Source organism: Streptomyces sp. TG1A-60, assembly GCF_037201975.1.
Lineage (GTDB): Bacteria > Actinomycetota > Actinomycetes > Streptomycetales > Streptomycetaceae > Streptomyces.
In genome coordinates this window covers 6,851,257-6,874,744 of sequence record NZ_CP147520.1, presented here as the reverse complement: position 1 = coordinate 6,874,744, position 23,488 = coordinate 6,851,257, and the positions used below count along the sequence as shown (strand labels likewise).

Annotated in this window: 22 protein-coding genes; 3 read left to right on the top strand and 19 right to left on the bottom strand. The window is 69.4% G+C overall.

The features are described 5' to 3' along the window. Positions 1–7: 7 nt before the first annotated feature. The 6 genes from WBG99_RS30140 to WBG99_RS30115 all read right to left on the bottom strand — a co-directional run bounded on the left by WBG99_RS30140 (position 8) and on the right by WBG99_RS30115 (position 5,752). A complete protein-coding gene (locus WBG99_RS30140; protein ID WP_338899318.1) occupies positions 8–451 on the bottom strand; it encodes a DUF948 domain-containing protein in 444 nt (147 codons plus the stop codon). A gap of 194 nt (positions 452–645) precedes the next feature. Then, positions 646–1,260: a 30S ribosomal protein S4 gene (rpsD, locus tag WBG99_RS30135; protein WP_338899317.1), complete on the bottom strand. Its 615-nt coding sequence runs from the start codon at positions 1,258–1,260 to the stop codon at positions 646–648. Positions 1,261–1,561: 301 nt separating this feature from the next. Beyond that, the gene (locus WBG99_RS30130) at positions 1,562–2,917 is read right to left on the bottom strand and encodes a replication-associated recombination protein A (protein ID WP_338899316.1); all 1,356 of its coding nucleotides are present in this window, start codon (positions 2,915–2,917) and stop codon (positions 1,562–1,564) included. Positions 2,918–2,966: 49 nt separating this feature from the next. Beyond that, entirely contained in the window at positions 2,967–3,620 is a 654-nt protein-coding gene (locus WBG99_RS30125; RefSeq protein WP_338899315.1) for a vitamin K epoxide reductase family protein, read from the bottom strand. Between the two features lie 138 nt (positions 3,621–3,758). Further along, positions 3,759–5,021: a histidine--tRNA ligase gene (hisS, locus tag WBG99_RS30120; RefSeq protein ID WP_338899314.1), complete on the bottom strand. Its 1,263-nt coding sequence runs from the start codon at positions 5,019–5,021 to the stop codon at positions 3,759–3,761. A gap of 11 nt (positions 5,022–5,032) precedes the next feature. Continuing rightward, positions 5,033–5,752 (bottom strand): MBL fold metallo-hydrolase, encoded by a 720-nt coding sequence (locus WBG99_RS30115; RefSeq protein WP_338899313.1) that lies wholly within the window; start codon positions 5,750–5,752, stop codon positions 5,033–5,035. Positions 5,753–5,917: 165 nt separating this feature from the next. Between WBG99_RS30115 and WBG99_RS30110 the strand changes: the two genes are divergently transcribed. Together WBG99_RS30110 and WBG99_RS30105 are read left to right on the top strand one after the other, a co-directional pair. Continuing rightward, positions 5,918–6,763, top strand: coding sequence for a peptidylprolyl isomerase (locus WBG99_RS30110; protein WP_338899312.1), 846 nt, complete (start codon positions 5,918–5,920; stop codon positions 6,761–6,763). Positions 6,764–6,899: 136 nt separating this feature from the next. Then, positions 6,900–8,129, top strand: a complete 1,230-nt coding sequence (locus WBG99_RS30105; RefSeq protein WP_338899311.1) for a DUF349 domain-containing protein — start codon at positions 6,900–6,902, stop codon at positions 8,127–8,129. Positions 8,130–8,222: 93 nt separating this feature from the next. Here the strand turns inward: WBG99_RS30105 and WBG99_RS30100 are convergent, their stop codons facing one another. The 6 genes from WBG99_RS30100 to WBG99_RS30075 form a co-directional block, all read right to left on the bottom strand. Continuing rightward, positions 8,223–10,784, bottom strand: coding sequence for a RelA/SpoT family protein (locus WBG99_RS30100; protein ID WP_338899310.1), 2,562 nt, complete (start codon positions 10,782–10,784; stop codon positions 8,223–8,225). Positions 10,785–11,274: 490 nt separating this feature from the next. Further along, positions 11,275–11,814 carry an adenine phosphoribosyltransferase gene (locus WBG99_RS30095; protein WP_338899309.1) on the bottom strand — a complete coding sequence of 180 codons (540 nt, stop codon included), beginning with the start codon at positions 11,812–11,814 and terminating at the stop codon, positions 11,275–11,277. Next, positions 11,811–12,905: a protein translocase subunit SecF gene (gene secF / locus WBG99_RS30090; RefSeq protein ID WP_338899308.1), complete on the bottom strand. Its 1,095-nt coding sequence runs from the start codon at positions 12,903–12,905 to the stop codon at positions 11,811–11,813. Before secF ends, WBG99_RS30095 begins: the two co-directional genes overlap by 4 nt. A 1-nt stretch (position 12,906) precedes the next feature. Next, a complete protein-coding gene (secD, locus tag WBG99_RS30085) occupies positions 12,907–14,682 on the bottom strand; it encodes a protein translocase subunit SecD (RefSeq protein ID WP_338899307.1) in 1,776 nt (591 codons plus the stop codon). A 133-nt stretch (positions 14,683–14,815) separates the two neighbouring features. Further along, positions 14,816–15,310: a preprotein translocase subunit YajC gene (gene yajC, locus WBG99_RS30080; protein WP_338899306.1), complete on the bottom strand. Its 495-nt coding sequence runs from the start codon at positions 15,308–15,310 to the stop codon at positions 14,816–14,818. Positions 15,311–15,518: 208 nt separating this feature from the next. Then, positions 15,519–16,034: a hypothetical protein gene (locus tag WBG99_RS30075; RefSeq protein ID WP_338899305.1), complete on the bottom strand. Its 516-nt coding sequence runs from the start codon at positions 16,032–16,034 to the stop codon at positions 15,519–15,521. Between the two features lie 932 nt (positions 16,035–16,966). Here WBG99_RS30075 and WBG99_RS30070 point away from each other — a divergent pair. Beyond that, on the top strand, positions 16,967–17,491 hold the full coding sequence (locus tag WBG99_RS30070; protein ID WP_338899304.1) for a hypothetical protein: 525 nt from the start codon (positions 16,967–16,969) through the stop codon (positions 17,489–17,491). A gap of 65 nt (positions 17,492–17,556) precedes the next feature. Here WBG99_RS30070 and ruvB read toward each other — a convergent pair whose 3' ends face one another. From ruvB to WBG99_RS30035, 7 genes are all read right to left on the bottom strand, one after another. Beyond that, entirely contained in the window at positions 17,557–18,615 is a 1,059-nt protein-coding gene (ruvB, locus tag WBG99_RS30065) for a Holliday junction branch migration DNA helicase RuvB (protein ID WP_338899302.1), read from the bottom strand. A gap of 120 nt (positions 18,616–18,735) precedes the next feature. Further along, positions 18,736–19,341, bottom strand: coding sequence for a Holliday junction branch migration protein RuvA (ruvA, locus tag WBG99_RS30060; RefSeq protein ID WP_338899300.1), 606 nt, complete (start codon positions 19,339–19,341; stop codon positions 18,736–18,738). After that, on the bottom strand, positions 19,338–19,868 hold the full coding sequence (ruvC, locus tag WBG99_RS30055) for a crossover junction endodeoxyribonuclease RuvC (protein ID WP_338899299.1): 531 nt from the start codon (positions 19,866–19,868) through the stop codon (positions 19,338–19,340). The genes ruvA and ruvC overlap by 4 nt, the downstream gene beginning before the upstream one ends. A 142-nt stretch (positions 19,869–20,010) precedes the next feature. Next, positions 20,011–20,763: a YebC/PmpR family DNA-binding transcriptional regulator gene (locus WBG99_RS30050; protein WP_338899297.1), complete on the bottom strand. Its 753-nt coding sequence runs from the start codon at positions 20,761–20,763 to the stop codon at positions 20,011–20,013. A gap of 76 nt (positions 20,764–20,839) precedes the next feature. Beyond that, positions 20,840–21,442 (bottom strand): pyridoxal 5'-phosphate synthase glutaminase subunit PdxT, encoded by a 603-nt coding sequence (pdxT, locus tag WBG99_RS30045; RefSeq protein ID WP_338899296.1) that lies wholly within the window; start codon positions 21,440–21,442, stop codon positions 20,840–20,842. A 20-nt stretch (positions 21,443–21,462) separates the two neighbouring features. After that, the gene (gene pdxS / locus WBG99_RS30040) at positions 21,463–22,380 is read right to left on the bottom strand and encodes a pyridoxal 5'-phosphate synthase lyase subunit PdxS (protein WP_338899295.1); all 918 of its coding nucleotides are present in this window, start codon (positions 22,378–22,380) and stop codon (positions 21,463–21,465) included. Positions 22,381–22,563: 183 nt separating this feature from the next. Further along, positions 22,564–23,109 carry a hypothetical protein gene (locus tag WBG99_RS30035; RefSeq protein WP_338899294.1) on the bottom strand — a complete coding sequence of 182 codons (546 nt, stop codon included), beginning with the start codon at positions 23,107–23,109 and terminating at the stop codon, positions 22,564–22,566. Between the last annotated feature and the right edge of the window lie 379 nt (positions 23,110–23,488).

Below are 23,488 nucleotides of genomic sequence, written 5' to 3'. Positions count from 1 at the left end.
CGCTCGGTCAGTCCTTCTTTCGGGTGTTCCGCCTGCTCCAGCGCGCGCCCGGAACCGTACGGCCCACGATCACCGTACGTCGCTGCTCCTTGGCGGACTCGCCCTCCCGGCGGCCACCGATGGCCCGGCGTACGCCGTAGCCGAAGGCAGCGACCTTGACGAGGGGGCCGCCGAAGGTGGACGCGACGGTCGTGGAGAGCGCCGAGGCGTTCGACGTGACCTCCTGGACGTCGGACGCGATGGCGTCGACCCGGTCGATCTGGGTCTGCGCGGAGCGGACGGCGGTGGACGCGTCGGAGAGGAGGGGGACGGCCTGGTCGGTCACGTCCGCGACGAGTCTGGTGGTCGCCTTGAGCGTCTGGGCCAGCCTCGCCAGCGCGACGGCGAGGAAGGATACCAGGATCGCCCAGAAGACGGCCACCAGGATCCCGGCCACCTCTCCACCGGACACTGTGTGCCACCCGCTCCCTGGAACATGCCTGAACGTCGAAAAGTCGTGTCCCGAGCCTATCGCGCCGGGGCTGCCACTCCGTACCGCATTAAGACGCACCGCAGTAAGGCGAGAGCCCGCCGCCCCGCCCGCCTCTGAGGGCGGGGAGACGACGGGCTGACGCGCGGTGAGCGACTACGTCCGTCGAGGACGGATCAACGGGCGTAGTACTCGACGACGAGCTGCTCGTCGCAGATGACCGGGACTTCCTTGCGGTTGGGCTCGCGGTCCAGGCGGAACGCCAGGGCCTTGAGGTTCACCTGCAGGTAGCGCGGGGTCTCACCGTCCGCGGCGAAGCCACCCTCGCGGGCGACCTCGAACAGCGGCTTCTGACGGCTGCGCTCACGGACCATGACGACGTCGTCCGGCTTGACACGGAAGGACGGCTTGTCGACCTTGTGGCCGTTGACCTCGATGTGGCCGTGGACGACCATCTGGCGGGCCTGGTAGATCGTGCGGGCGATGCCCGAACGCAGGACCAGCGCGTCGAGACGGCGCTCGAGCTCGATGATCAGGGCCTCACCGGTCTTGCCCTGGACCTTGGAGGCACGCTCGTAGGCGCGGACGAGCTGGCGCTCGGACACGTCGTACTGCGCACGCAGACGCTGCTTCTCCAGCAGGCGGACCTTGTAGTCCGAGTTCTGCTTGCGGCCACGGCCGTGCTCGCCCGGCGGGTAGGGACGGGCCTCGAAGTACTTGACGGCCTTCGGGGTCAGCGCGATGCCGAGGGCACGCGACTTCTTGACCTTGGGGCGGGGCTGGTTCGCCACTTCTTTTCCTTTTCCTTATCGGCTGCCTCAGGGTTACGGGAGGTCGCATCCGCAGCCGGGGGATTCCCGTCAGGTCCGCGAGGGACTTGCCGGGCAGCCGTTCCCCTGGTCTGGGCACATACGTGCAGCACACGAACGGCCCACCGACCGGTCCCGGAAACCCGGGTGGTGGTGGGCGGCCCGCGACACCTACGACGGTGCGCGACGCTCCTGGATCGAAAGATCCGGCTGGATGTCCCGCCTGAGGCGCCGACCGGGGCCGGACACGGGACGCAGCACTGTGGAGGAGTCTACAGGGGGTTCAGGACTGCTTCCGACCGAGATGTTTCCTGGTCCACTCCACCGCGTCGGCGTACCGGGCCTCGGCTCCGTGCCTGGTCGGTGTGTAGTACTCCCGCTCGTTGATCGCGTCCGGGGCGTACTGCTGGGCGGCGATTCCCTCGGGCAGGTCGTGCGGGTACACATACCCCTGGGCGTGCCCGAGCTTGGCCGCGCCCTTGTAGTGCCCGTCCCGCAGGTGCGGCGGCACGGGCCCGGCCAGCCCCTTCCGTACGTCCTCCATGGCTGCGCCGATGGCCGTCGTCGCGGAGTTCGACTTCGGGGCCAGGGCGAGGGCGATGGTGGCGTGACTGAGGGTGAGTGCGGCCTCGGGGAAGCCGATCATCGCGACGGCCTGGGCGGCGGCGACGGCTGTGGGCAGTGCGTTGGGATCGGCGAGGCCGATGTCCTCGCTGGCGGAGATCATCAGTCGGCGGGCGATGAAGCGGGGGTCCTCGCCGGCCTCGATCATCCGGGCCAGGTAGTGCAGCGCGGCGTCCACGTCCGAGCCGCGGATGGACTTGATGAGTGCGCTGGCCACGTCGTAGTGCTGGTCGCCGTCGCGGTCATACTTCACGGCGGCGCGGTCGACGGTCTCTTCGAGGGTCGTCAGGCCGATCTCCCGCTCCCTCTTGTCGAGGGCGGCACCGGCCGCGGCCTCCAGGGCGGTGAGGGCGCGGCGGGCGTCGCCGCCGGCGATCCGCAGGAGGTGGGCCTCGGTGTCCTCGGGGAGGGTGACGGCGCCCTTGAGACCGCGCTCGTCGCTCAGCGCGCGCCTGAGCAGGCCGCGCAGGTCGTCGTCGGTGAGGGGTTCGAGGGTGAGGAGCAGGGAGCGGGAGAGCAGGGGGGAGATCACCGAGAAGTACGGGTTCTCCGTGGTCGCCGCGATGAGGGTGACCCAGCGGTTCTCGACGGCCGGGAGCAGGGAGTCCTGCTGGGCCTTGCTGAAGCGGTGGATCTCGTCGAGGAAGAGGACGGTCTCCTTGCCGAAGCCGCCGGTGGCCCGGCGGGCCCCCTCGATGACCGCGCGGACCTCCTTGACGCCGGCGGTGATGGCGGAGAGCTCCACGAAGCGCTTGTTGGTGGCCTTGGAGACGACGTACGCCAGGGTCGTCTTGCCCGTGCCGGGCGGGCCCCAGAGGATCACCGAGGAGGGGCCGGCCGGGCCGCCGCCGGACTCGCCGACCAGTCTGCGCAGGGGTGAGCCGGGCTTCAGCAGATGCTGCTGGCCCACGACCTCGTCGAGGGTGCGCGGGCGCATCCGTACGGCCAGGGGGCTGGCGGCCGGGTCCTTCTCCTGGCGTTCTTCTGCGGCGGCGGTGAACAGATCGGTCTCCACACCTCCGGAGCCTACGGCAGAGGTCCGACACTGCCGTTCCCGACCGGGGTCAGGCCCAGAGGTCGGCACCCCAGCGGGTCAGGATCAGCATGCCGATGATGCCGATGTGCGTGACCGGCAGGACCCAGGTGAACTCGCCGAGGAACCGCTTCAGCCAACCCGGAGCGGGCAGGAAGTCGTTGCGGACGTTGAACGAGGTCACGTACCAGAACATGATGATCGTCGCGACCCAGGCCAGGGAGCACCACAGGCACAGCGCGCTGATCCGGTACAGGGACTGGAACTGCAGCCAGGTGCAGAAGGCCACGCCGAAGAGTGTGCCGAAGTTGAAGGTCAGCCAGTACCAGCGCGGGAAGCGGGCGTGGGCGAGCAGGCTCATGCCGACGCAGATGACGATGCCGTAGGCGACGAGCCCGAGCATCGGGTTGGGGAAGCCGAAGACGGACGCCTGCTTGCTCTCCATGACGCTGCCGCAGGAGATGATCGGATTCAGACTGCAGCCGGGCGTGAAGGTCGTTCCCGCGACCTTGGCCTCAAGGATCTTGAACTTGTCGATCGTGATGACCCAGGCGGCGAGCAGGCCGGCCGCGCCGGTGACCATCAGCATGAACGCGAAGGCACGACCGCCGCCCACCGTGCGGGGGACGGCATCGGTGTGCTCCCGCACGGTCGCGGAGACGTCCTTGACTGTCGTCTTGCTCATCACGTCGTTTCCATAGCGTCGAAGGGGCCGCCGGGGGCACGGTCATTGTGCCGTACACACTCGCGCGCACACCGTTCACCGGACGTAAAAGTCGCCCCCGCGGCCCGGATCGGGCGACGGGTGCGACAACGGTTCGACTCAGCCCAGCCGGGCCTCCAGTTCGGCCACGATCTCGTTCACGCCGATGGCGGCCTGCTCGCCGGACTCCATGTCCTTGAGCTGCACGATGCCTTCGGCGAGATCCCGCTCACCGGCCACGACGGTGTAGCGCGCACCGCTCCGGTCGGCGTTCTTCATCGCACCCTTCAGGCCCTTCCCGCCGTACGAGAAGTCGGCCGCGATGCCCACCTTGCGCAACTCGGTGACCTTGGCGAAGAGCAGGCGACGGGCCTCCTCGCCGAGAGGGACGGCGAACACGCTGGTGGTGGCGGGAAGTTCGAGTTCGACGCCCTCCGCCTCCAGCGCGAGGACCGTGCGGTCGACGCCGAGGGCCCAGCCGACGGACGGCAGCGCGGGGCCGCCGATCATCTCGGAGAGGCCGTCGTAGCGACCGCCGCCGCCCACCGCGGACTGGGAGCCGAGACCGTCGTGGACGAACTCGAAGGTCGTACGGGTGTAGTAGTCCAGGCCGCGTACCAGCTTGAGGTCGTCCTCGAAGGTGACGCCCGCCGCCGTCAGCAGCTCGCGCACCTCCTCGTGATAGGCCTTGCAGGCGTCGCAGAGGTGGTCCCGCAGCAGCGGGGCGTTGCCCAGCTGCTTCTGGACCGACTCACGTTTGTCGTCCAGGACGCGCAGCGGGTTGATCTCCGCCCGGCGCAGGGTGTCCTCGTCCAGGTCCAGGCCGCGCAGGAAGTCCTGGAGTGCCGTCCGGTACACCGGGCGGCACTCCTTGTCGCCCAGGCTGTTGAGCAGGATCCGGAAGCTGCTCAGGCCCAGCGAGCGGTACGCCTGGTCCGCCAGGATGATCAACTCGGCGTCCAGTGCCGGGTCCTCGGCGCCGATGGCCTCGGCGCCGACCTGGGAGAAGTGCCGGTAGCGGCCCTTCTGGGGGCGCTCGTAGCGGTAGTACGAGCCGGAGTACCAGAGCTTGACCGGGAGGTTGCCCGCCTTGTGCAGGTTGGCCTCCAGGGCGGCACGGAGGACGGAGGCCGTGCCTTCGGGACGCAGGGCCAGCCTGTCGCCGCCCTTCGTCTCGAAGGCGTACATCTCCTTGGTCACGATGTCGGTGGACTCACCGACACCGCGCGCGAACAGCTCGACGCTCTCGAAGCCGGGCGTCTCGATGTAGCCGTAGCCGGAGTTGCGCAGCGGCGCGGCGATGGCCTCGCGGACGGCCAGGTACCTGGCGCTGTCCGGGGGCAGCAGGTCGTACGTGCCCTTGGGGGCCTGAAAGGTGCTCACGGAAGGTCTTGTCACATTCCTCGTCGGGGAGCCCCGGGGGCGCCGTGGTCTTGGTGGCCCCCGGCCGCCACCTGCCGCAGATACGGGTTGGTGGCGCGCTCCTGGCCGATGGTCGTCTGGGGGCCGTGGCCGGAGAGCACCACGGTCGAGTCGTCGAGCGGCAGGCACACGCGGGCCAGCGAGCCGAGCATCTCGGCCATGTCACCGCCGGGGAGGTCGGTGCGTCCGATGGAGCCGGCGAAGAGCAGATCCCCGGAGAAGAACACGGAGGGGATCTCCGGGTTCTCCGGCATCCGGAAGGTCACCGACCCCTTGGTATGGCCGGGCGCGTGCGCGACGGACAGCTCCAGACCTGCCAGCCCCAGCTTCGCGCCGTCGGTCAGCTCCCTGACGTCGCCGGGCTCCCCCACGGTCAGCTCGCCCATGAGCGGCATGCCGATGGAACGGCCGAGTGCCTTCTCGGGGTCGCTCATCATGTACCGGTCCTCGGGGTGGATCCACGCCGGTACGTCGTGCGCGCCGCACACCGGGACGACCGAGGCCACATGGTCGAGGTGGCCGTGGGTGAGGACGACGGCGACGGGCTTGAGCCGATGCTTCTTCAGCGTCTCCTCGACTCCCTGGGTGGCCTGGTGGCCCGGGTCGATGATCACGCACTCCTCACCGGCGGCGGGGGCGACCAGATAACAGTTGGTCCCCCAGGCCCCGGCGGGGAACCCGGCAATGAGCACGATCGTCCTTCTTGTGTCGTACGAGGGTGGGTTGCTGTGGATCAGAGCCTACCGGCGCTGCCGTTTCCTCAGCGAACCCATATACGGTACGGGTCACACGCAAGCAGTCGGCTCACGAGACGTTGCGTACCCGTCGACGTACGAGACGCATGAGGAGAAAACCCCGTGGTCAGCCAGGAGCAGCGGCGGCGTCAGCTCGCCCGGGAGAAGTTCTTGCGGCAGCAGCAGCGGCGCACCCAGGCGCGGCGCAAGGCCCATGTCCGCAACGCCGTGATCGCTTCGGTCCTCGGCGTGATCCTGGTGGGCAGTGTGGCGCTCTACACGACCGACGTCCTCAGGGGCGACGACAAGAAGGACACCGCGAGCGCGGAGGTGACCCCGAGCGCCTCGCCCAGCAAGGCGCCGGACCCGTGCGAGAAGCCGGCCGAGGGCAAGGTGAAGGAGCTCACCTACAAGAAGGAGCCCGCGCTCACCATCGACAAGACCGCCAAGTACACGATGGACCTGCGGACGACCTGCGGTGACATCGGTATAACGATGGACGCGGCGAAGGCCCCGCGCACCGTCAACTCGTTCAACTTCCTGGTGGACAAGGGCTACCTGGACCACACCAAGTGCCACCGGCTCACCACGGAGGGCATCTACGTGCTCCAGTGCGGTGACCCGCAGGGCACCGGCATGGGCGGTCCCGGGTACACGATCCCGGACGAGAACCTGAAGGACGCGAGCCTGAAGGGCGGCGTGTACCCGGCCGGAACCGTGGCGATGGCCAACCAGTACAACGCCCAGACGAAGGAAGGCCGTGACACCGGCGGCAGCCAGTTCTTCCTCGTCTACCAGGACAGTCAGCTTCCGCCCGACTACACACCGTTCGGCACGATCTCCGAGGACGGCATGAAGGTCCTGAAGAAGATCGCGGACGCTGGTGCCCAGGCCATGGACCCGCAGACGTACAACACGGCACCCAACGCGACCGTGGTCATCAACGAGGCGACTGTCAAGAAGTCCTGACCACGGGCAGCGGAATTTCGGTCGCGCGGGATGCGGACAGGCAACCCGCCGGTCGCCTATGTTGGCCGTGACGAAACTGTGGACGATGCCCGGGGGAGCTTCAGGCCCCCCGCAGGCATCATGTGGAGGAGGCGCTGTGAGCAGCGACCCGTGGGGCCGCGTCGACGAGACGGGGACCGTGTACGTGCGTACGGCCGACGGCGAGCAGGTCGTCGGTTCCTGGCAGGCCGGCTCCCCCGAGGAGGCGCTGGCCTACTTCGAGCGCAAGTACGAGGGCCTGGTTGTCGAGATCGGCCTCCTCGAGAAGCGGGTGAAGACCACCGACCTGTCCGCGAAGGACGCCCAGGCCGCGATCGACCACATTCGCGAGCAGGTGGACGCGCACCACGCGGTCGGTGACCTGAACGCGCTGAAGGTGCGGCTGGACAAGCTCGTCGAGACCGTCGAGGAGCGCCGCGAGCAGCGCAAGCAGCAGCGGGCGAAGCAGTCCGACGAGGCGCGGCACGCCAAGGAGGCCCTGGTCACCGAGGCGGAGGAGCTGGCCCGGTCCGACCAGTGGCGGGCCGCCGGTGAGCGCCTACGGGCGCTGGTGGACACCTGGAAGGGCCTGCCGCGGCTGGACCGCAAGTCCGACGACGAGCTCTGGCACCGCTTCTCGCACGCCCGCTCGGCGTTCTCCAAGCGTCGCAAGGCCCATTTCGCGCAGCTCGACGCGCAGCGCGAGGACGCCCGCAAGACCAAGGAGAAGCTGGTCGCGGAGGCCGAGGCGCTGTCGAACTCGACCGACTGGGGTCCCACGGCGGCGCGCTACCGCGAGCTGATGGCCGACTGGAAGGCGGCCGGCCGCGCCCAGCGTGAGCACGAGGACGACCTGTGGAACCGCTTCCGGGGTGCCCAGGACGTCTTCTTCGCCGCCCGCAGCTCCGTGTTCGCCGAGCGTGACGCGGAGCAGGCCGAGAACCTCAAGCTCAAGGAGGAGCTGGCCGGGGAGGCGGAGAAGATCCTGCCGGTGACGGACCTGAAGGCGGCCCGTGCCGCCTTCCGCTCGCTGAACGAGCGCTGGGAGGCCATCGGCCATGTGCCGCGTGACGCCCGCCCGAAGGTCGAGGGCCGGATGCACGCGGTCGAGCGGGCCATCCAGGAGGCCGAGGAGACGGAATGGCGCCGCACCAACCCGGAGGCCCGCGCTCGTGCCGCCGGTCTCACGGGTCAGCTCCAGGCCGCCGTGGACAAGCTGAAGGGCCAGATCGACCAGGCCCGCGCCCAGGGCAACAACGCCAAGGCCGACAAGCTGCAGCGGGAGCTCGACGGCCGCCAGGCCCTGCTGGACCAGGCGCTGAAGGGTCTGCAGGAGTTCGGCGGCTGACGCCGAAGCAGCACGAGTGAGGGGCTCCCGTACGGTTCGTACGGGAGCCCCTCACCTGGTTCGGACGCTCTTCCGCCCGCCTTGCGACGTCCGCTAGGGCCTGCGCGCCGACGTCACCCGGTACACGTCGTAGACGCCTTCCACGCCGCGTACGGCCTTCAGAACATGGCCCAAATGTTTCGGGTCGCCCATCTCGAAGGTGAAGCGGGAGGTGGCGACGCGGTCCCGGGAGGTCTGGACGGCCGCCGAGAGGATGTTGACATGCTGGTCGGACAGGACGCGGGTGACGTCCGACAGCAGACGGCTGCGGTCCAGGGCCTCGACCTGTATGGCGACCAGGAAGACCGAGGACTGGGTGGGTGCCCACTCGACTTCGAGGATGCGCTCGGGTTCGCGGGAGAGCGAATCGACGTTGACGCAGTCGTTGCGGTGAACCGAGACGCCACTGCCGCGGGTGACGAAGCCGATGATGGGGTCGCCGGGGACGGGCGTACAGCAGCGGGCGAGCTTGACCCAGACGTCCTCGACGCCCTTGACCACCACGCCGGGGTCGTTGCTGCCGCGCCGCTTGCGGCTACGGCTGCGGGCGGGCGGTACGGCCTCGTCGATCTCGTCGGTGGCCGCCTCCTCGCCGCCGAGGGCCTGGACGAGCTTCTGCACCACGCTCTGCGCGGAGACGTGGCCCTCGCCTATGGCGGCGTACAGCGCGGAGATGTCCGGGTAGCGCATCTCGTGCGCGAGGGTGACGAGTGAGTCGCCGGTGAGGATGCGCTGGATGGGCAGGTTCTGCTTGCGCATCGCGCGGACGATGGCGTCCTTGCCCTGCTCGATGGCCTCGTCGCGGCGCTCCTTGGAGAACCAGGCGCGGATCTTGTTGCGGGCGCGCGGCGACTTCACGAAGCCGAGCCAGTCGCGGGACGGGCCCGCGCCGACGGCCTTGGAGGTGAAGACCTCCACCAGGTCGCCGTTGTCGAGGGTGGATTCGAGGGGGACCAGTCGGCCGTTGACCCGGGCGCCTATGGTGCGGTGGCCGACCTCGGTGTGGACCGCGTACGCGAAGTCGACGGGGGTGGCGCTGGCCGGCAGCGCTATGACGTCGCCCTTCGGGGTGAAGACGAAGACCTCGTTGCGGGAGAGGTCGAAGCGCAGGGACTCCAGGAACTCGCCGGGGTCCTCGGTCTCCTTCTGCCAGTCCAGCAGCTGCCGCAGCCAGGCCATGTCGTTGAGGTGGTCGTCCTTGCCGGTGCTCCTCGGCGCGTCCGTACGCACCTTGGAGGTGCCGGCGACGGCCTCCTGCTTGTACTTCCAGTGCGCGGCGATGCCGTACTCGGCGCGGCGGTGCATGTCGAACGTACGGATCTGGAGTTCGACCGGCTTGCCGTTGGGTCCGATGACCGTCGTGTGCAGCGACTGGTACATGTTGAACTTGGGCATCGCGATGTAGTCCTTGAACCGCCCCGGAACCGGGTTCCAGCGGGCGTGGACGGTGCCCAGAGCCGCGTAGCAGTCGCGGACGGTGTCCACCAGGACACGTATGCCGACCAGGTCGTAGATCTCCGCGAAGTCCCGGCCGCGGACGATCATCTTCTGGTAGACGCTGTAGTAGTGCTTCGGGCGGCCGGTGACGGTCGCCTTGATACGGGCGGCCCGCAGGTCCTGCTGCACCTCGTCGGTCACTATGGCGAGGTACTCGTCGCGCTTGGGGGCGCGCTCGGCGACGAGGCGGACGATCTCGTCGTACATCTTGGGATAGAGGATCGCGAAGGCGAGGTCCTCCAGCTCCCACTTGATGGTGTTCATGCCCAGGCGGTGGGCGAGCGGCGCGTAGATCTCCAGGGTCTCGCGCGCCTTCTTCTCCTGCTTCTCGCGCTTGAGGTAGCGCATGGTGCGCATGTTGTGCAGACGGTCGGCGAGCTTGATGACCAGGACGCGGGGGTCCTTGGCCATGGCGACGACCATCTTGCGTACGGTCTCGGCCTGGGCGGCCTCGCCGAACTTGACCTTGTCGAGCTTGGTCACGCCGTCGACGAGGAGGGCGACGGAGTCGCCGAAGTCCCGGCGCAGCTGGTCCAGGCCGTACTCGGTGTCCTCGACCGTGTCGTGCAGCAGCCCGGCCATCAGCGTGGCCGGATCCATGCCCAGCTCGGCGAGGATGGTGGTGACGGCGAGGGGGTGCGTGATGTACGGGTCGCCGCTCTTGCGCTTCTGGCCCCGGTGCCAGCGCTCGGCGACCTGGTAGGCCTTCTCGATCTGGCGGAGCGTCGACGTCTCGATCTTCGGGTCATTGCCGCGCACGATCCGCAGCAGCGGCTCCAGGACCGGGTTGTACGGGTTGGAGCGCTGCACGCCGAGCCGGGCGAGCCGGGCGCGTACGCGGTTGGAGGAGCCGGAGCGGGCGGGCTGGCCCGGGGCGGCGGGGCGGGCCGGGGGCGCCGGAGTGGGCGCGGGCGCGGAGTGCTCGGGCGGGGCGGGCTTGGGGCGTGAGGGCTCGGCGGCCTTGTCGGCGGGTGCGGACTGGGCGTGCTCGACCGGTCCCTGCGCGGCCGGCGTGGGGTTCGCCGGGTTCGCCTTCGCCGCGTGCTGCGCGGGCTTGGCCGCCGGGCCCGAGGCGGACTCGGGCTTGGCGGCAGTCAGGTGCTGGGCCTCGTCTGCCAAGAGAGCTCCTCGTGCGCGGTCCGGGTCCCCCGGTCAGGCTCCGGAGACCCCATGGTAGCGATCCCGAGCCCCAGGATCGCCTTCAGGCCGATGTGAGGGCGGTCTACCAGTGAAACACGAGAGGCGGGCGCCGGATTCCTCCGGGCCCGCCTCGGGATGTGCGCAAGGGGTGCGCGGCGGCGTGTGCGAGGGGCGGTCGCCGCATGTCAGGGAGCAGCGCCACGATCGTGGTGAAGCCCTTGGTCCGGATCTCCTCGGTCGCCGCCGCGTCTCTCACGTCTCGCCGCGTCTCGGCACAGGAGGTGCCGGTACCGGACCTGCCGGGGAGTGCTTTGGTCCCGCTTCGTCCGGCAGCCGTTCCGTCCGCCCTCGACGAAGCACCCGGCCTTGATGGGAGGGCTGCGCCCGGCGCTCCCGCGCTCCGGGACAGCACGACGGGCGCTCGGGAACGGATTCTCGGAGCGCCCGTCGTGCGGTCGTGCGCGGTGCCTCAGAGGGTGATCAAAGCCTCCAGCGGCGCCCCGGCCAGCGCGGCTTCCAGACGCTGCCGGCCCGCCAGGAAGGACAGCTCCATCAGCACCGCGACGCCCGCCACCTGGGCGCCCGCGCGGCGGATCAGCTGGAGGGAGGCCTCGGCGGTGCCGCCGGTGGCGAGGACGTCGTCGATGACCATGACACGGTCGCCCGCGACCAGGTCCTCGGCGTGCACCTCGATCTCGGCGGAGCCGTACTCCAGGTCGTACGCCTGGCTGAGCGTGGCTCCGGGGAGCTTGCCCGCCTTGCGTACGGGGATGAAGCCGACGCCCGCCCGGACGGCGGCCGGGGCGCCCAGGATGAAGCCCCGGGCCTCCAGACCGACGATCTTCGTGGCGCCGTGCCGCACGGTCAGCTCCGCCAGCGCGTCCGTGAGCGCGGTGAACGCCGCCGGGTCGGCCAGCAGCGGCGTGATGTCCTTGAACATCACGCCCGGCTCCGGATGGTCCGCGACGTCCCGGATACGGCTGAGCAGGAGTTCCTTGATGTCCGTCATCGCCGCCTCCCGCCCCGGCCGCGGCTGCGGGTCCCGGCCTGGGCGCGCGGGCCGACCACCGCGGGGGTGGCGTCCGCCGGCTCGTCGCCGTACGAACCGTCGACGGCCGGCTCCACGGTCTGCTCGGCCTGTGCCCGCTTGGCGAGTACGCGCTTCTTGAGGGCCTTCAGCTGCGGCTCGCGCTCCTTGAGGTCGGCGACGAGCGGCGTGGCGATGAAGATCGAGGAGTACGCACCGGCCGCGAGGCCGACGAACAGCGACAGCGAGATGTCGTTGAGCATGCCCGCGCCGAGGACACCGCCACCGATGAAGAGCAGGCCGGCCACCGGCAGCAGCGCGACCACCGTGGTGTTGACCGACCGCACCAGGGTGCTGTTGATCGATCGGTTGGCGATCTCGGCGTACGTCCAGCGGTTCTGCTTGGTGATGTCCTTCGTCTGCTCCTTGAGGCTGTCGAAGACGACGACCGTGTCGTAGAGCGAGTAACCGAGGATCGTCAGCAGACCGATCACCGTGCCCGGTGTCACCTCGAACCCGACCAGGGCGTAGACGCCGACCGTGATGGTGATGTCGTGGATCAGGGCGATGAACGCGGCGATGGCCATACGCCACTCGAAGGCGATCGCCAGATAGATCACCACGAGAACCAGGAAGATGACGAGGCCCTGCCAGGCCTTGTTGGCGATCTGGTCACCCCAGCTGGGGCCGATCAGGTCGGCGTTGATCGTGTCCGCGTCGACCTTGAGGTCCTTGGCGAGATCCTGCTTGATCTGGTCGGACCTCTCCGTGTCCACACGGGAGATCTGGATGCGCAGGGTGTCGTTGCCCAGCTTCTGGACGATCACGTCGTGGCCCGAGGCCTCCTCCGCGTACGTCTCGGCCTGCTCGACCGAGACGCTCGTCTTCTCCGTGGTGAAGACGGCGCCGCCCTGGAACTCGATCCCCATACTGAGACCGCGCACCGCCAGGCCGACGATGGCCAGGATGGTGATCAGGATCGAGACGCCGTACCAGAGCTTGCGGTTGCGGACGAAGTCGTAACCGACCTCGCCGCGGTGGAGACGGGCTCCGAGGTCACCGAGCTTCGACATCTCAGGCCTCCTTCGGTTCGGCGGGGACGGGACGGCGGGTGCGGCGGCGCAGCGGCGGCTGGACGCCCAGTCGCTTCGGGTCGAGACCGGACCAGCTGTGGCCGCCCCCGAAGAACTTCGTGCGGGCCAGCAGCGTCAGCAGCGGCTTCGTGAAGAAGAAGACGACCACCACGTCGAGCACGGTCGTGAGGCCGAGCGTGAACGCGAAGCCCTGGACCTTGTCGACGCTCACGACGAAGAGCACGGCGGCGGAGAGGAACGACACGAAGTCGGAGACCAGGATGGTGCGCCGGGCACGCGGCCAGGCCCGCTCGACGGCGGGGCGCAGCGAGCGGCCCTCGCGGATCTCGTCCCGTACGCGTTCGAAGTAGACGATGAACGAGTCCGCCGTGATACCGATCGCGACGATCGCACCGCAGACCGCCGGGAGGTTCAGCGCGAAGCCGATGGCCGGTCCCAGGAGCGACATGATCACGTAGGTCAGGAGCGCCGAGACCAGCAGCGAGACGATGGCGATGACCGACAGGCCGCGGTAGTAGACGAGCAGGTAGATCACGACCAGGGCCAGACCGATCGCACCGGCGATCAGGCCGGCCTCCAGCTGATCACCGCCGAGCGCGGGGCTGACCGTGGTCACGCTCGACTCCTTGAAGGTCAGCGGGAGCGCGCCGTACGACAGCATGTTGGCGAGGTTCTGGGCCTCTTCCTGGGTGAAGCTGCCGGAGATCTCGGCGCTGTTGCCGGTGATCGCCCGGGTGACCTCGGGGTGGGAGACGACCTCGTCGTCCAGGACGATCGCGAACTGGTTCTGCGGGGAGGTCTGGCTGGCCAGCGCCCTGGTGACCTCGGTGAACTTCTTGCCTCCGGCGGAGTCGAACTCCATGACGACCTTCCAGCCGGTGCCGGTGGTCGTGTCGAGGATCGCCTGGGCCTTGGTCACATCGGTGCCGTCCACACCCACCGGGCCGAGGATGAACTTGCTCCAGCCGCCGTTCTCCTTGCCGCAGGCGACGACGGGCTCGGTGCTCTTGCCCTTGCCGGCCTCGGAGCGCTGCTCCGGGTCGGCGCAGTCGAGCTTGGCGTACGCCTCCTGGAGCGCCTGAACCTCCGCGTCCGCGCTCGGGGGCGCGGAGGGCGAGGCGCTGTCGGATGTCTTGGCGGACTCGGAGGCGCTGGAGGAGGGGGTGGCGTCGGCCTTCAGGGCGTCGGTCACCGCACGGCCCTGCGAGGTGGCGCCGGCCGACGGGCCGGCGGACTCGGGCGAGGTCGCCTTGTCGGTGTCCTTGTCGGCGGCCGAGTCGGAGCCCGACGGGCTCGGTGAGGCGCTGTCGCTCGTGCTCGGCGAGGCGCTCGGGGTGGCCGTCGCGCCGGAGGGCTCCCACTGCAGGAGCGGACGGAAGTACAGCTTCGCGGTGGTGCCGACCTGTGCCCGGGCCTCTTCGGAATCCGTGCCCTTGGGGATGTTGACAATGATGTTCTCATTGCCCTGGGTCTGGACCTCCGCCTCGGACACGCCCAGACCGTTGACACGGCGGTGCATGATCTCGACCGCGGTGTCCATGTTGGTCTTGTTGATCGCGTTGGGCTGGCCGGGCTCGTTGATCGCCGTCAGTGTGATGCTCGTACCACCGGCGAGGTCGATCCCGAGACGCGGAGTGGTGTCTCCGGAGGCGAACATTCCCCCGGTGAGCGCCACCAGGGCGATCAGGATGAGGACCAGCGCGCGCCCAGGCTTGCTCTGGGCGCTGGCGCTCCGGCCCTTCTTCGGTGCTGCCACCTTCTCGTACTCCCTCTCGGGCCGCCGTGCGCGGGGTCAGCGCGGGGACGGCCATGACTGGTGTCGGGAATCCGGGCGAGAACGGCACGTGCCCGGGGCGCGGGTGGTTCTCGCTCGCACTCCCGGGACGTGACTACTTCGCCTCGGACTCGCCGTCGATCTTCTTCGGCTCTGCTTCGTCGGCCTTCGCCTCGGCGGTCTCGTCGGCCGCGTCGTCGGACGCGTCCTTCTTGCCGAGGTCGATGGGCTTGTCGTCGGAAGCGGCGGAAGCGTCGTCGGAGGGCTCGTCGGTCTCGGTGAGGGAGGAGGCGTCGTCCGGGACGACGTCGGACTTCAGGTCGTGCTCGATGCCGTGGACGATGCGGTTGTACTCGTCGTCGGAGAGGACGGCGCCGATGGAATTCTTCGCGAACAGCAGCTCGACGCCCGGCCCGGCGTCGAGGAGGACCGTGTCCTCGCTGACCTCCTTGACGGTCGCGTACATGCCCCCGATCGTGCGGACGCCGGAGCCGGGCTGCATCTGGTTCCGCATGTCGACGGCCTGCTGCTGCTTCTTCTTGGCCGATCGGGTCATCAGGATCATGGCCCCGATGAGCACGATGAACGGGAGGAGGGTCACGAGACTCACGGGTCGGAACTTCCTTCACACGACCGCGATGGCGAGCGGCCTGATGGTTGGGGGTATGTGTGCTGCCGACAGGAGCGGCATCGGCGGAGTCTAAGCGAGTCCACCGTGATGGAACAACGCACAGCACCGCACCGTGGTTCCTCCGCGGCCGCTGTCCTCGTCGTGTCCGGCCGACGCGGACAGCGGCCAGGCCCGGGAGGACTCCGTTTCAGGCCGGTACGTCCAGCAGTCCTTGTCGCAGCGCCACACTGACGAGCACTTCCTTCTTCCAGCTCCGCTGGACGGACCCGGCCAGCGGACGGAGGCCAAGACGCTGCACCAGGTAGTCGATGTGATGGTCGACCGCCCGGGCAGTCAGCCGGACACCCCACTCGGCAAGCCTGTCCGCGATCGTCTCCGACGTCGGTACCGGGTGTCCGGGACCAGCGTGTTGTGATTCGCACAGCGCGCGGAGCACAGCGAAATACCGGGTTCGCGGATCCAGGAGGCGGTGCGCCGCGTCCTCCTTCGCCTCCTCGGGGCAACCGTGGTCTTCGTGTGGTGTCACCACGGGTTCGGGTCCGAACACGGTGAGCAGCGGCGGGTCGTCGCGGCTGGCCACTGCGACCTGAGCCAACTCGAAGGGGATCACTACCTCGCGCCTTTGGCCCAGCACCCGGATGAACTGCTGCGGGTCCTCCAAGTCCTCTATGAGGAGTGCGGTGGAGCGGCTGAGATTGTCCACTCTCCAGTGGTCGATGCGAGGCGTCACGGCCCCGACCACGTGACCGGCACTCTCCGTCTCGATGGTGACGTCCAACGCGCCGCATACACAATTACCGAAAGTCAAACGTTCACCAAGTGCAAGATCACGAAAGCGGTCCTCCCCACCGCGCGCGCTCCACTTGATGCTCGCCGAAGGCCTCGTCAGCCCCCTCCGCGCCTCGAATGACCGACTCCTTCGCCGATCAGGCACTGGACGGACCGCTTCGACACTGCGCCTGTCGTCGGCTGCTGGCTGCTGTATTGCTTCGGCGCTCAGACCAGTCGACGACACTATGTATCCCCCGGATCCGTAGAGTTCTCTTGCACCCGCCGTGGTCAGTGGCGGTACCGACCCTGCCGGGCCGGCATGCGACGCAGACATGGGGGGATTGCCCTCCACGGAACGAACTCGGCGATGATCCCCGCAAACGGGATTCGCCCACCCACTCTTGACGTCGCGCTCCATGGGCTATCGCGGGCGACGACACCCTGCGCGGCCGGCCACGGCCACGATCCGCACAGCTCTTCGGACGGCTCTGTCGAAACGTCTGTCTCTTGTACGCCCTGAGCCTCAACTACCCCCGTAGTCATCACGTCACGTTACAACTGGAAACCTGATCAAGGCAAGGGCTGTTGAAGGTTGAAGGAGGGTGCCTCTCGGGGCGCGGCCCACCCGTGTTCGCCGCGCGTGCCACGCGCTGGTCTTCCGGCAGGGAGCCGAGCGATCCTGAGTCGGCGTCAAAGTGACGCGGCTCTCCTGAAGTTCATACGCATAGCACGCCTTCTACGCGATGGACAAGTCTCTGCTCCCTGAGCCCGCACCGGTGCCGCGGTGCGCTCCGCTGCCCATTCTCTGTCTCTCAAGGTGCCCGCGGAACGGCCGCGGGACCGTCTCACGAAGGGCAGCAGGACATGAGGGCTTGGAAAGCGGCATCCGGCGCGCTCCTGGCGGCCGCCGTCACCATGGGAGCCTCCGCATCCACCGCGATGGCATCGGTTCCGTCCGCCGCAGCCGCAACCACCAGGTGCACCGGCTACGACCACAACGAGAGAACCATCTCCCTCCCGAACAAGCCGGACATCTGGATGCGCGTCATGCTCTGTGTGGAGAGGGTCAGCAGTACGCAGCACTACGCGTACGCCAAGGTCTACTGGGACGCCTCCTTCATCGGCGGCAACCGCTTCGACGGCTTTAAACTGCAGGTCCGGCTGGAGCGGAATGACTCGGTGAAGGACACGTGGACCTGCAACCTCAAGAGCGTGCTCAACGACTGGGACTCCGGCCCCACGAGCGGGCACCTCTGTGGTAGTGCCTTCAGTAGTTCCAGCCTGACCGGGGGGTGGACCGCGGACGGTAAGGCCGACTACGACGTCGACAACGACGGCAAGGGTTACCTCCCCTCCTGGCAACTCCAGGGCTCACCGTCGGTTTCCTGAACGACGGTCGCACGGTCCGGCCCCGGGGCAGCGCTTCTCCCGGGCCGGACAGCGTCCGCAGGACGTCAGAAAGCGGCCTGCTGTCCCCCGCCCGGCGCCGACGGGGGCACCAGGCCGAGATGGGTCCACGCGGCGGGGGTCGCCACCCGTCCACGGGGGGTGCGGGCGAGCAGGCCCTCACGGACGAGGAAGGGCTCGGCGACCTCCTCGACGGTCTCACGCTCCTCCCCCACGGCGACGGCGAGCGTGGACAGACCGACCGGGCCGCCGCCGAAGAGCTTGAGCAGGGCTTCGAGAACACCCCGGTCGAGACGGTCGAGGCCGCGGGCGTCCACCTCGTACACGGCGAGGGCCGCCGACGCGATGTCGCGGGTGATGATGCCGTCGGCCTTGACCTGCGCGTAGTCCCGTACGCGGCGCAGCAGTCGGTTGGCGATGCGGGGCGTGCCACGCGAGCGGCCCGCGATCTCGGAGGCGCCGTCCGGGTCGATCTCGACGTCGAGCAGGTTCGCCGAGCGGTGGATGACGCGCTCCAGTTCGGCGGGCTCGTAGAACTCCATGTGCGCGGTGAATCCGAAGCGGTCACGCAGCGGCGGTGGCAGGAGCCCCGCGCGGGTGGTGGCGCCGACCAGGGTGAACGGCGGCAGTTCGAGGGGGATCGCAGTGGCGCCGGGGCCCTTGCCGACGATCACGTCGACCCGGAAGTCCTCCATCGCCATGTACAGCATCTCCTCGGCGGGCCGGGACATGCGGTGGATCTCGTCGAGGAAGAGGACCTCGCCCTCCTGGAGGGAGGAGAGGATCGCCGCGAGGTCGCCGGCGTGCTGGATGGCGGGGCCGGAGGTGATGCGGATGGGGGCGTCCATCTCGGCCGCGATGATCATCGAGAGGGTGGTCTTGCCGAGGCCCGGGGCGCCGGAGAGCAGGACGTGGTCGGCGGTCGCCCCACGCGCGCGTGCCGCCCGCAGGACCAGGTCGAGCTGCTCGCGGACCTTCTCCTGACCGATGAACTCGTCCAGGTCCTTGGGGCGCAGGGCGGCCTCGACGGCCTGGTCCTCACGGTCGGCGACAGAGCCCACCAGCCGCTCGGGGGCGGTGTCGTCGGTCGTGTCGTCCCAGTTCATTGCGTGTGCCTCGCGGGTCGCGGTCGGATGGGATCGGGTGGGTCGTGGGCCCTGGGGGTGTGCAGGCCGTACGGGGCTCGGGCGCATTGAGGGTCTCGTACGCGGACCTCAACCGACCGCTCAGCGGGCTCTGTTGAGGCTCTGGAGCGCCGCTTTCAGCAACTGGCCCACCTGGGGCGTGCCCGCGGCGGCCTCGGCCTGGGGGGCCACGGCCGAGACCGCCTCGTCGGCCTCACGGGTGGCGTACCCGAGGCCGATCAGCGCGGCGTGCAGCTGGTCGCGCCAGCCGGTGGTGACCGCGGTGCCGACCGCGGGAGCGCCGACGGGCTCGCCCAGGCGGTCCTTCAGCTCCAGCAGCAGCTTCTGGGCGCCCTTCTTGCCGATGCCGGGGACGGCGACGAGCGCCTTCTCGTCACCGGTGGCCACGGCCCGGCGCAGAGCGTCCGGGGTGTGCACGGCGAGCATCGCCTGGGCCAGACGCGGACCGACACCGCTCGCGGTCTGCAGCAGCTCGAACACCTGGCGCTCGTCGTCGTCCACGAAGCCGTAGAGCGTGAGCGAGTCCTCGCGGACCACCAGGGAGGTGGCCAGCTTGGCCTGCTGTCCCATGCGGAGCCCGGAGAGCGTGTTCGGCGTGCACTGGACCGCGATGCCGATCCCGCCCACCTCCACCACAGCGGAGTCGGGTGCGAGGGCGGCGACCGGGCCGGTGACGAAGGCGATCATGTCGTACGGCCTTTCGATGCGTGCTGTGCCACGGCCTGCTGGAGGCGGTTCTGTGCGGGGGCCCGCCAGACGTGGCAGATGGCGAGGGCGAGGGCGTCGGCGGCGTCCGCGGGCTTCGGGGGTGCGTCGAGCCGGAGCAGGCGGGTGACCATGGCGCCGACCTGTGCCTTGTCGGCGCGACCGCTGCCGGTGACGGCGGCCTTGACCTCGCTGGGGGTGTGCAGGGCGACGGGGAGGCCACGGCGGGCGGCGCAGAGCATGGCGACGGCGCTGGCTTGGGCCGTGCCCATGACCGTCCGCACGTTGTGCTGGCTGAACACCCGTTCCACGGCGACGCATTCGGGGCGGTGCTCGTCGAGCCACCGCTCGATGCCCTGCTCGATGGCGACGAGGCGGTTCCCCAACTCCGCGTCCGCGGGCGTACGGACGACGCCGACACCGAGCAGGGTGAGCGGTCGGCCGGCGACGCCTTCGACGACCCCGACACCGCAACGGGTCAGCCCCGGGTCCACCCCCAGTACGCGCACGCGCACCCCTCCCATCGATCACCTGTTTGTGCAGGCTATCGGGTGCCGCTGACAACGGCCGACAACGCGACGGGCCGACGGGTCTGTCCCGTCGGCCCGTTGAAGCCCATCGGCCGTGAGGCCCGTCCGTCCGGCCGCGGCGCTACGCGTCGACCTTGGCCATGACGTCGTCGCTCACGTCGAAGTTGGCGAAGACGTTCTGCACGTCGTCGCTGTCCTCAAGGGCGTCGATCAGCTTGAAGATCTTCTTGGCGCCCTCTTCGTCCAGCTCGACCTGCATGGTCGGGACGAAGTTGGCCTCGGCGGAGTCGTAGTCGATGTCCGCCTCCTGGAGGGAGGTGCGGACCGCGACCAGGTCGGTGGCCTCGCTGAGCACCTCGAAGGACTCGCCCAGGTCGTTGACCTCCTCGGCACCGGCGTCGAGGACGACCTCCAGGACGTCGTCCTCGGACAGCTCGCCCTTGGGGACGATCACCACGCCCTTGCGGTTGAAGAGGTACGAGACGGAGCCCGGGTCGGCCATGGAGCCGCCGTTGCGGGTCATGGCGACCCGGACGTCGGAGGCGGCGCGGTTGCGGTTGTCGGTGAGGCACTCGATGAGCACCGCGACACCGTTCGGGCCGTAGCCCTCGTACATGATCGTCTCGTAGTCGGCGCCGCCGGCCTCAAGACCACCGCCGCGCTTGATCGCGGAGTCGATGTTCTTGTTCGGGACCGACTGCTTCTTCGCCTTCTGGACGGCGTCGTACAGCGTCGGATTGCCTTCGAGGTCCACCCCGCCCATACGCGCGGCGACCTCGATGTTCTTGATCAGCTTCGCGAAGAGCTTGCCGCGCTTGGCATCGATCACGGCCTTCTTGTGCTTCGTCGTGGCCCATTTAGAGTGGCCGGACATCTGCCTGTCTCCTTCGCGTAACCCATCCTGTACGAACTCCCCCGGCATGAACGACTGGGGACCCCCGCAGATCCTACTAGGACTCCGCGGTCCGGCAGGCGTGCACCATGTCGACGAACAGCGCGTGCAGCCGGTGGTCGCCCGTCAGCTCCGGGTGGAACGACGTGGCGAGGGCGTTGCCCTGGCGTACGGCGACGATGTGGCCGCCGTGCTCGGCGAGCACCTCGGTCTCGGCGCCCACGGACTCGACCCAGGGCGCTCGGATGAAGACGCCCTCCACAGGATCGCCCTCGACGCCCTTCACGTCGACCGCCGCCTCGAAGGATTCGTTCTGGCGCCCGAAGGCGTTGCGGCGCACGATCATGTCGATGCCGCCGATGGTCTCCTGGCCCGAGCGCGGGTCGAGGATCTTGTCGGCGAGCATGATCATGCCGGCGCAGGTGCCGTACACGGGCATGCCGTCACGGACACGCGCGCGCAGTGGGTCCATCACGCCGAAGAGGACGGCCAGTTTGGAGATGGTGGTGGACTCCCCGCCGGGGATGACGAGGCCGTCCACCTCGGCGAGTTCCTCGGGGCGCCGCACCGCCCTGGCCACGGCGTCGGCCGCGGCCAGGGCGACGAGGTGCTCCCGTACATCGCCCTGGAGTGCCAGGACGCCTATGACAGGAGTGCTCATGGGGTGGCTACCTGTGATCCTTACCAGCCGCGGTTGGCGTAGCGCTCGGCCTCGGGGAGGGTGTCGCAGTTGATGCCGACCATGGCCTCGCCGAGGTTGCGGGACGCGTCGGCGATGATCTTCGGGTCGTCGTAGAAGGTGGTGGCCTTCACGATGGCGGCGGCGCGCTTGGCCGGGTCGCCGGACTTGAAGATGCCGGAGCCGACGAAGACGCCCTCGGCGCCGAGCTGGCGCATCAGCGCCGCGTCGGCCGGGGTGGCCACGCCGCCGGCGGAGAACAGCACCACCGGGAGCTTGCCCAGCTCGGCGACCTCCCTGACCAGCTCGTACGGGGCACGCAGCTCCTTGGCCGCGGCATACAGCTCGTTGTTGTCGAAGCCGCGGAGCTTGGCGATCTCGTTCTTGATCTGGCGCAGGTGGCGGACCGCCTCGACGACGTTGCCGGTGCCGGCCTCGCCCTTGGAGCGGATCATGGCGGCTCCCTCGGCTGTGCGGCGCAGGGCCTCACCGAGGTTGGTGGCGCCACAGACGAAGGGGGTGGTGAAGGCCCACTTGTCGGAGTGGTTGACCTCGTCGGCCGGGGTGAGGACCTCGGACTCGTCGATGTAGTCGACGCCGAGGGACTGCAGGACCTGGGCCTCGACGAAGTGGCCGATGCGGGACTTGGCCATGACGGGGATGGAGACGGCCTCGATGATGCCCTCGATCATGTCCGGGTCGGACATCCGGGCCACGCCACCGTCCTTGCGGATGTCGGCGGGGACTCGCTCCAGGGCCATGACCGCGACCGCGCCCGCGTCCTCGGCGATCTTCGCCTGCTCCGGGGTGACGACGTCCATGATCACACCGCCCTTGAGCTGCTCGGCCATGCCGCGCTTCACGCGGGCGGTGCCGGTCTCGGGGGTCTGGGTGGTGGAGGGGGAGAGCGTGCTGGACACGGGTTAGACCTCACTCGGGAAGAGGGTTTCTGCAATCACCGAGGAAACGTGAGGGCACAGGCCACTGCAAGGGCCAATGGAGACCCGGTGGATCGTTTTCGTTCCCGATCCCTGTCACACCCGCACCCGCATGCGCCCACGATCCCGCCCATACCCCCGATCCCCGGAGCGCTGGGAACCCCGTCACCCACCAGCCCGGTCCGCCAGCGTGGCCGGCGACTCGTCGTCCATCTCGAAGGCCAGGGGGAAGGGCGCATGGCCGGCGAGGCGGAACCAGCGGACCTTGCGGTGGCGCCGGAGAGCACGGGTGGCACGTACGGCGTCGTTGTGGAATCGGCGGGCCATGGGAACCCGCCGCACGGCCTGGCCCAGCTCGTTCGCCGCCTCCTCGCCCCCCGGCGCCTCCCGCACCACCTCCACCTGCCGCGGGTCCGCGAACACGGCCCGCAGCGCCTGGCTCAGCTCGCTCTCGGCGACCTCGCGCTGCTCCTCCTCCGCCTGGCGGGCCGCGTGCGCCGCCTCGTAGAGGACGATCGAGGCGGCCGGGTCCAGCACCCCGGACGTGGCCAGTTCCTGGGCGACCGAGGCGCGGCGCAGCAGCTGCGCGTCGAGCGCGGCACGGGCGGCGTCGATGCGCGCGTGCAGTCGGTCGAGGCGTCCGGCGGTCCAGCTCAGGTACACGCCGATCGCGAAGAGGACGACCGCGATCCAGATGAGTGTCGAAGTCACGGGCCGCAAGGCTACCCCTGCTCGCCACGGCCTCCCGACGCACCCGAAGCCGGCTCCCGGCGGCGGGAGTCGCGCGTGGAAGAGGGGAAGAGGGGCCGCGTCATCGGGAACCCCCGCACCCGCCCTCCCCACGAGCCGCGACGGACACAGCGCACACGTCGGCGGCCACCACCGGCTTCCCTGCGCCGAACAGGACGACCGCCGACGCGAGAACACCCGTCGGCCCATGAACCGACCCCCCAGCGGCCGGTCCGCCTGGCCCACAGTGACCGAGCCGCCGGCTCGAAGCCGACGGACCCGTCTGCCCGGAGCCACCCGAGCCACCGCCCCGTCAGCCCGGAGCCAACGGCCTGTCAGTCCCGATCACCCGGGCGATCCC

Excerpts from the sequence above, each read along its gene's own strand:
- WBG99_RS30125 (WP_338899315.1), bottom strand. The coding sequence starts at position 3,620 with ATGAGCAAGACGACAGTCAAGGACGTCTCCGCGACCGTGCGGGAGCAC.
- WBG99_RS30095 (WP_338899309.1), bottom strand. The coding sequence starts at position 11,814 with ATGACGGACATCAAGGAACTCCTGCTCAGCCGTATCCGGGACGTCGCG.
- WBG99_RS30050 (WP_338899297.1), bottom strand. The coding sequence starts at position 20,763 with ATGTCCGGCCACTCTAAATGGGCCACGACGAAGCACAAGAAGGCCGTG.
- secF (WP_338899308.1), bottom strand. The coding sequence starts at position 12,905 with ATGTCGAAGCTCGGTGACCTCGGAGCCCGTCTCCACCGCGGCGAGGTC.
- pdxT (WP_338899296.1), bottom strand. The coding sequence starts at position 21,442 with ATGAGCACTCCTGTCATAGGCGTCCTGGCACTCCAGGGCGATGTACGG.
- WBG99_RS30070 (WP_338899304.1), top strand. The coding sequence starts at position 16,967 with ATGAGGGCTTGGAAAGCGGCATCCGGCGCGCTCCTGGCGGCCGCCGTC.
- ruvB (WP_338899302.1), bottom strand. The coding sequence starts at position 18,615 with ATGAACTGGGACGACACGACCGACGACACCGCCCCCGAGCGGCTGGTG.
- ruvA (WP_338899300.1), bottom strand. The coding sequence starts at position 19,341 with ATGATCGCCTTCGTCACCGGCCCGGTCGCCGCCCTCGCACCCGACTCC.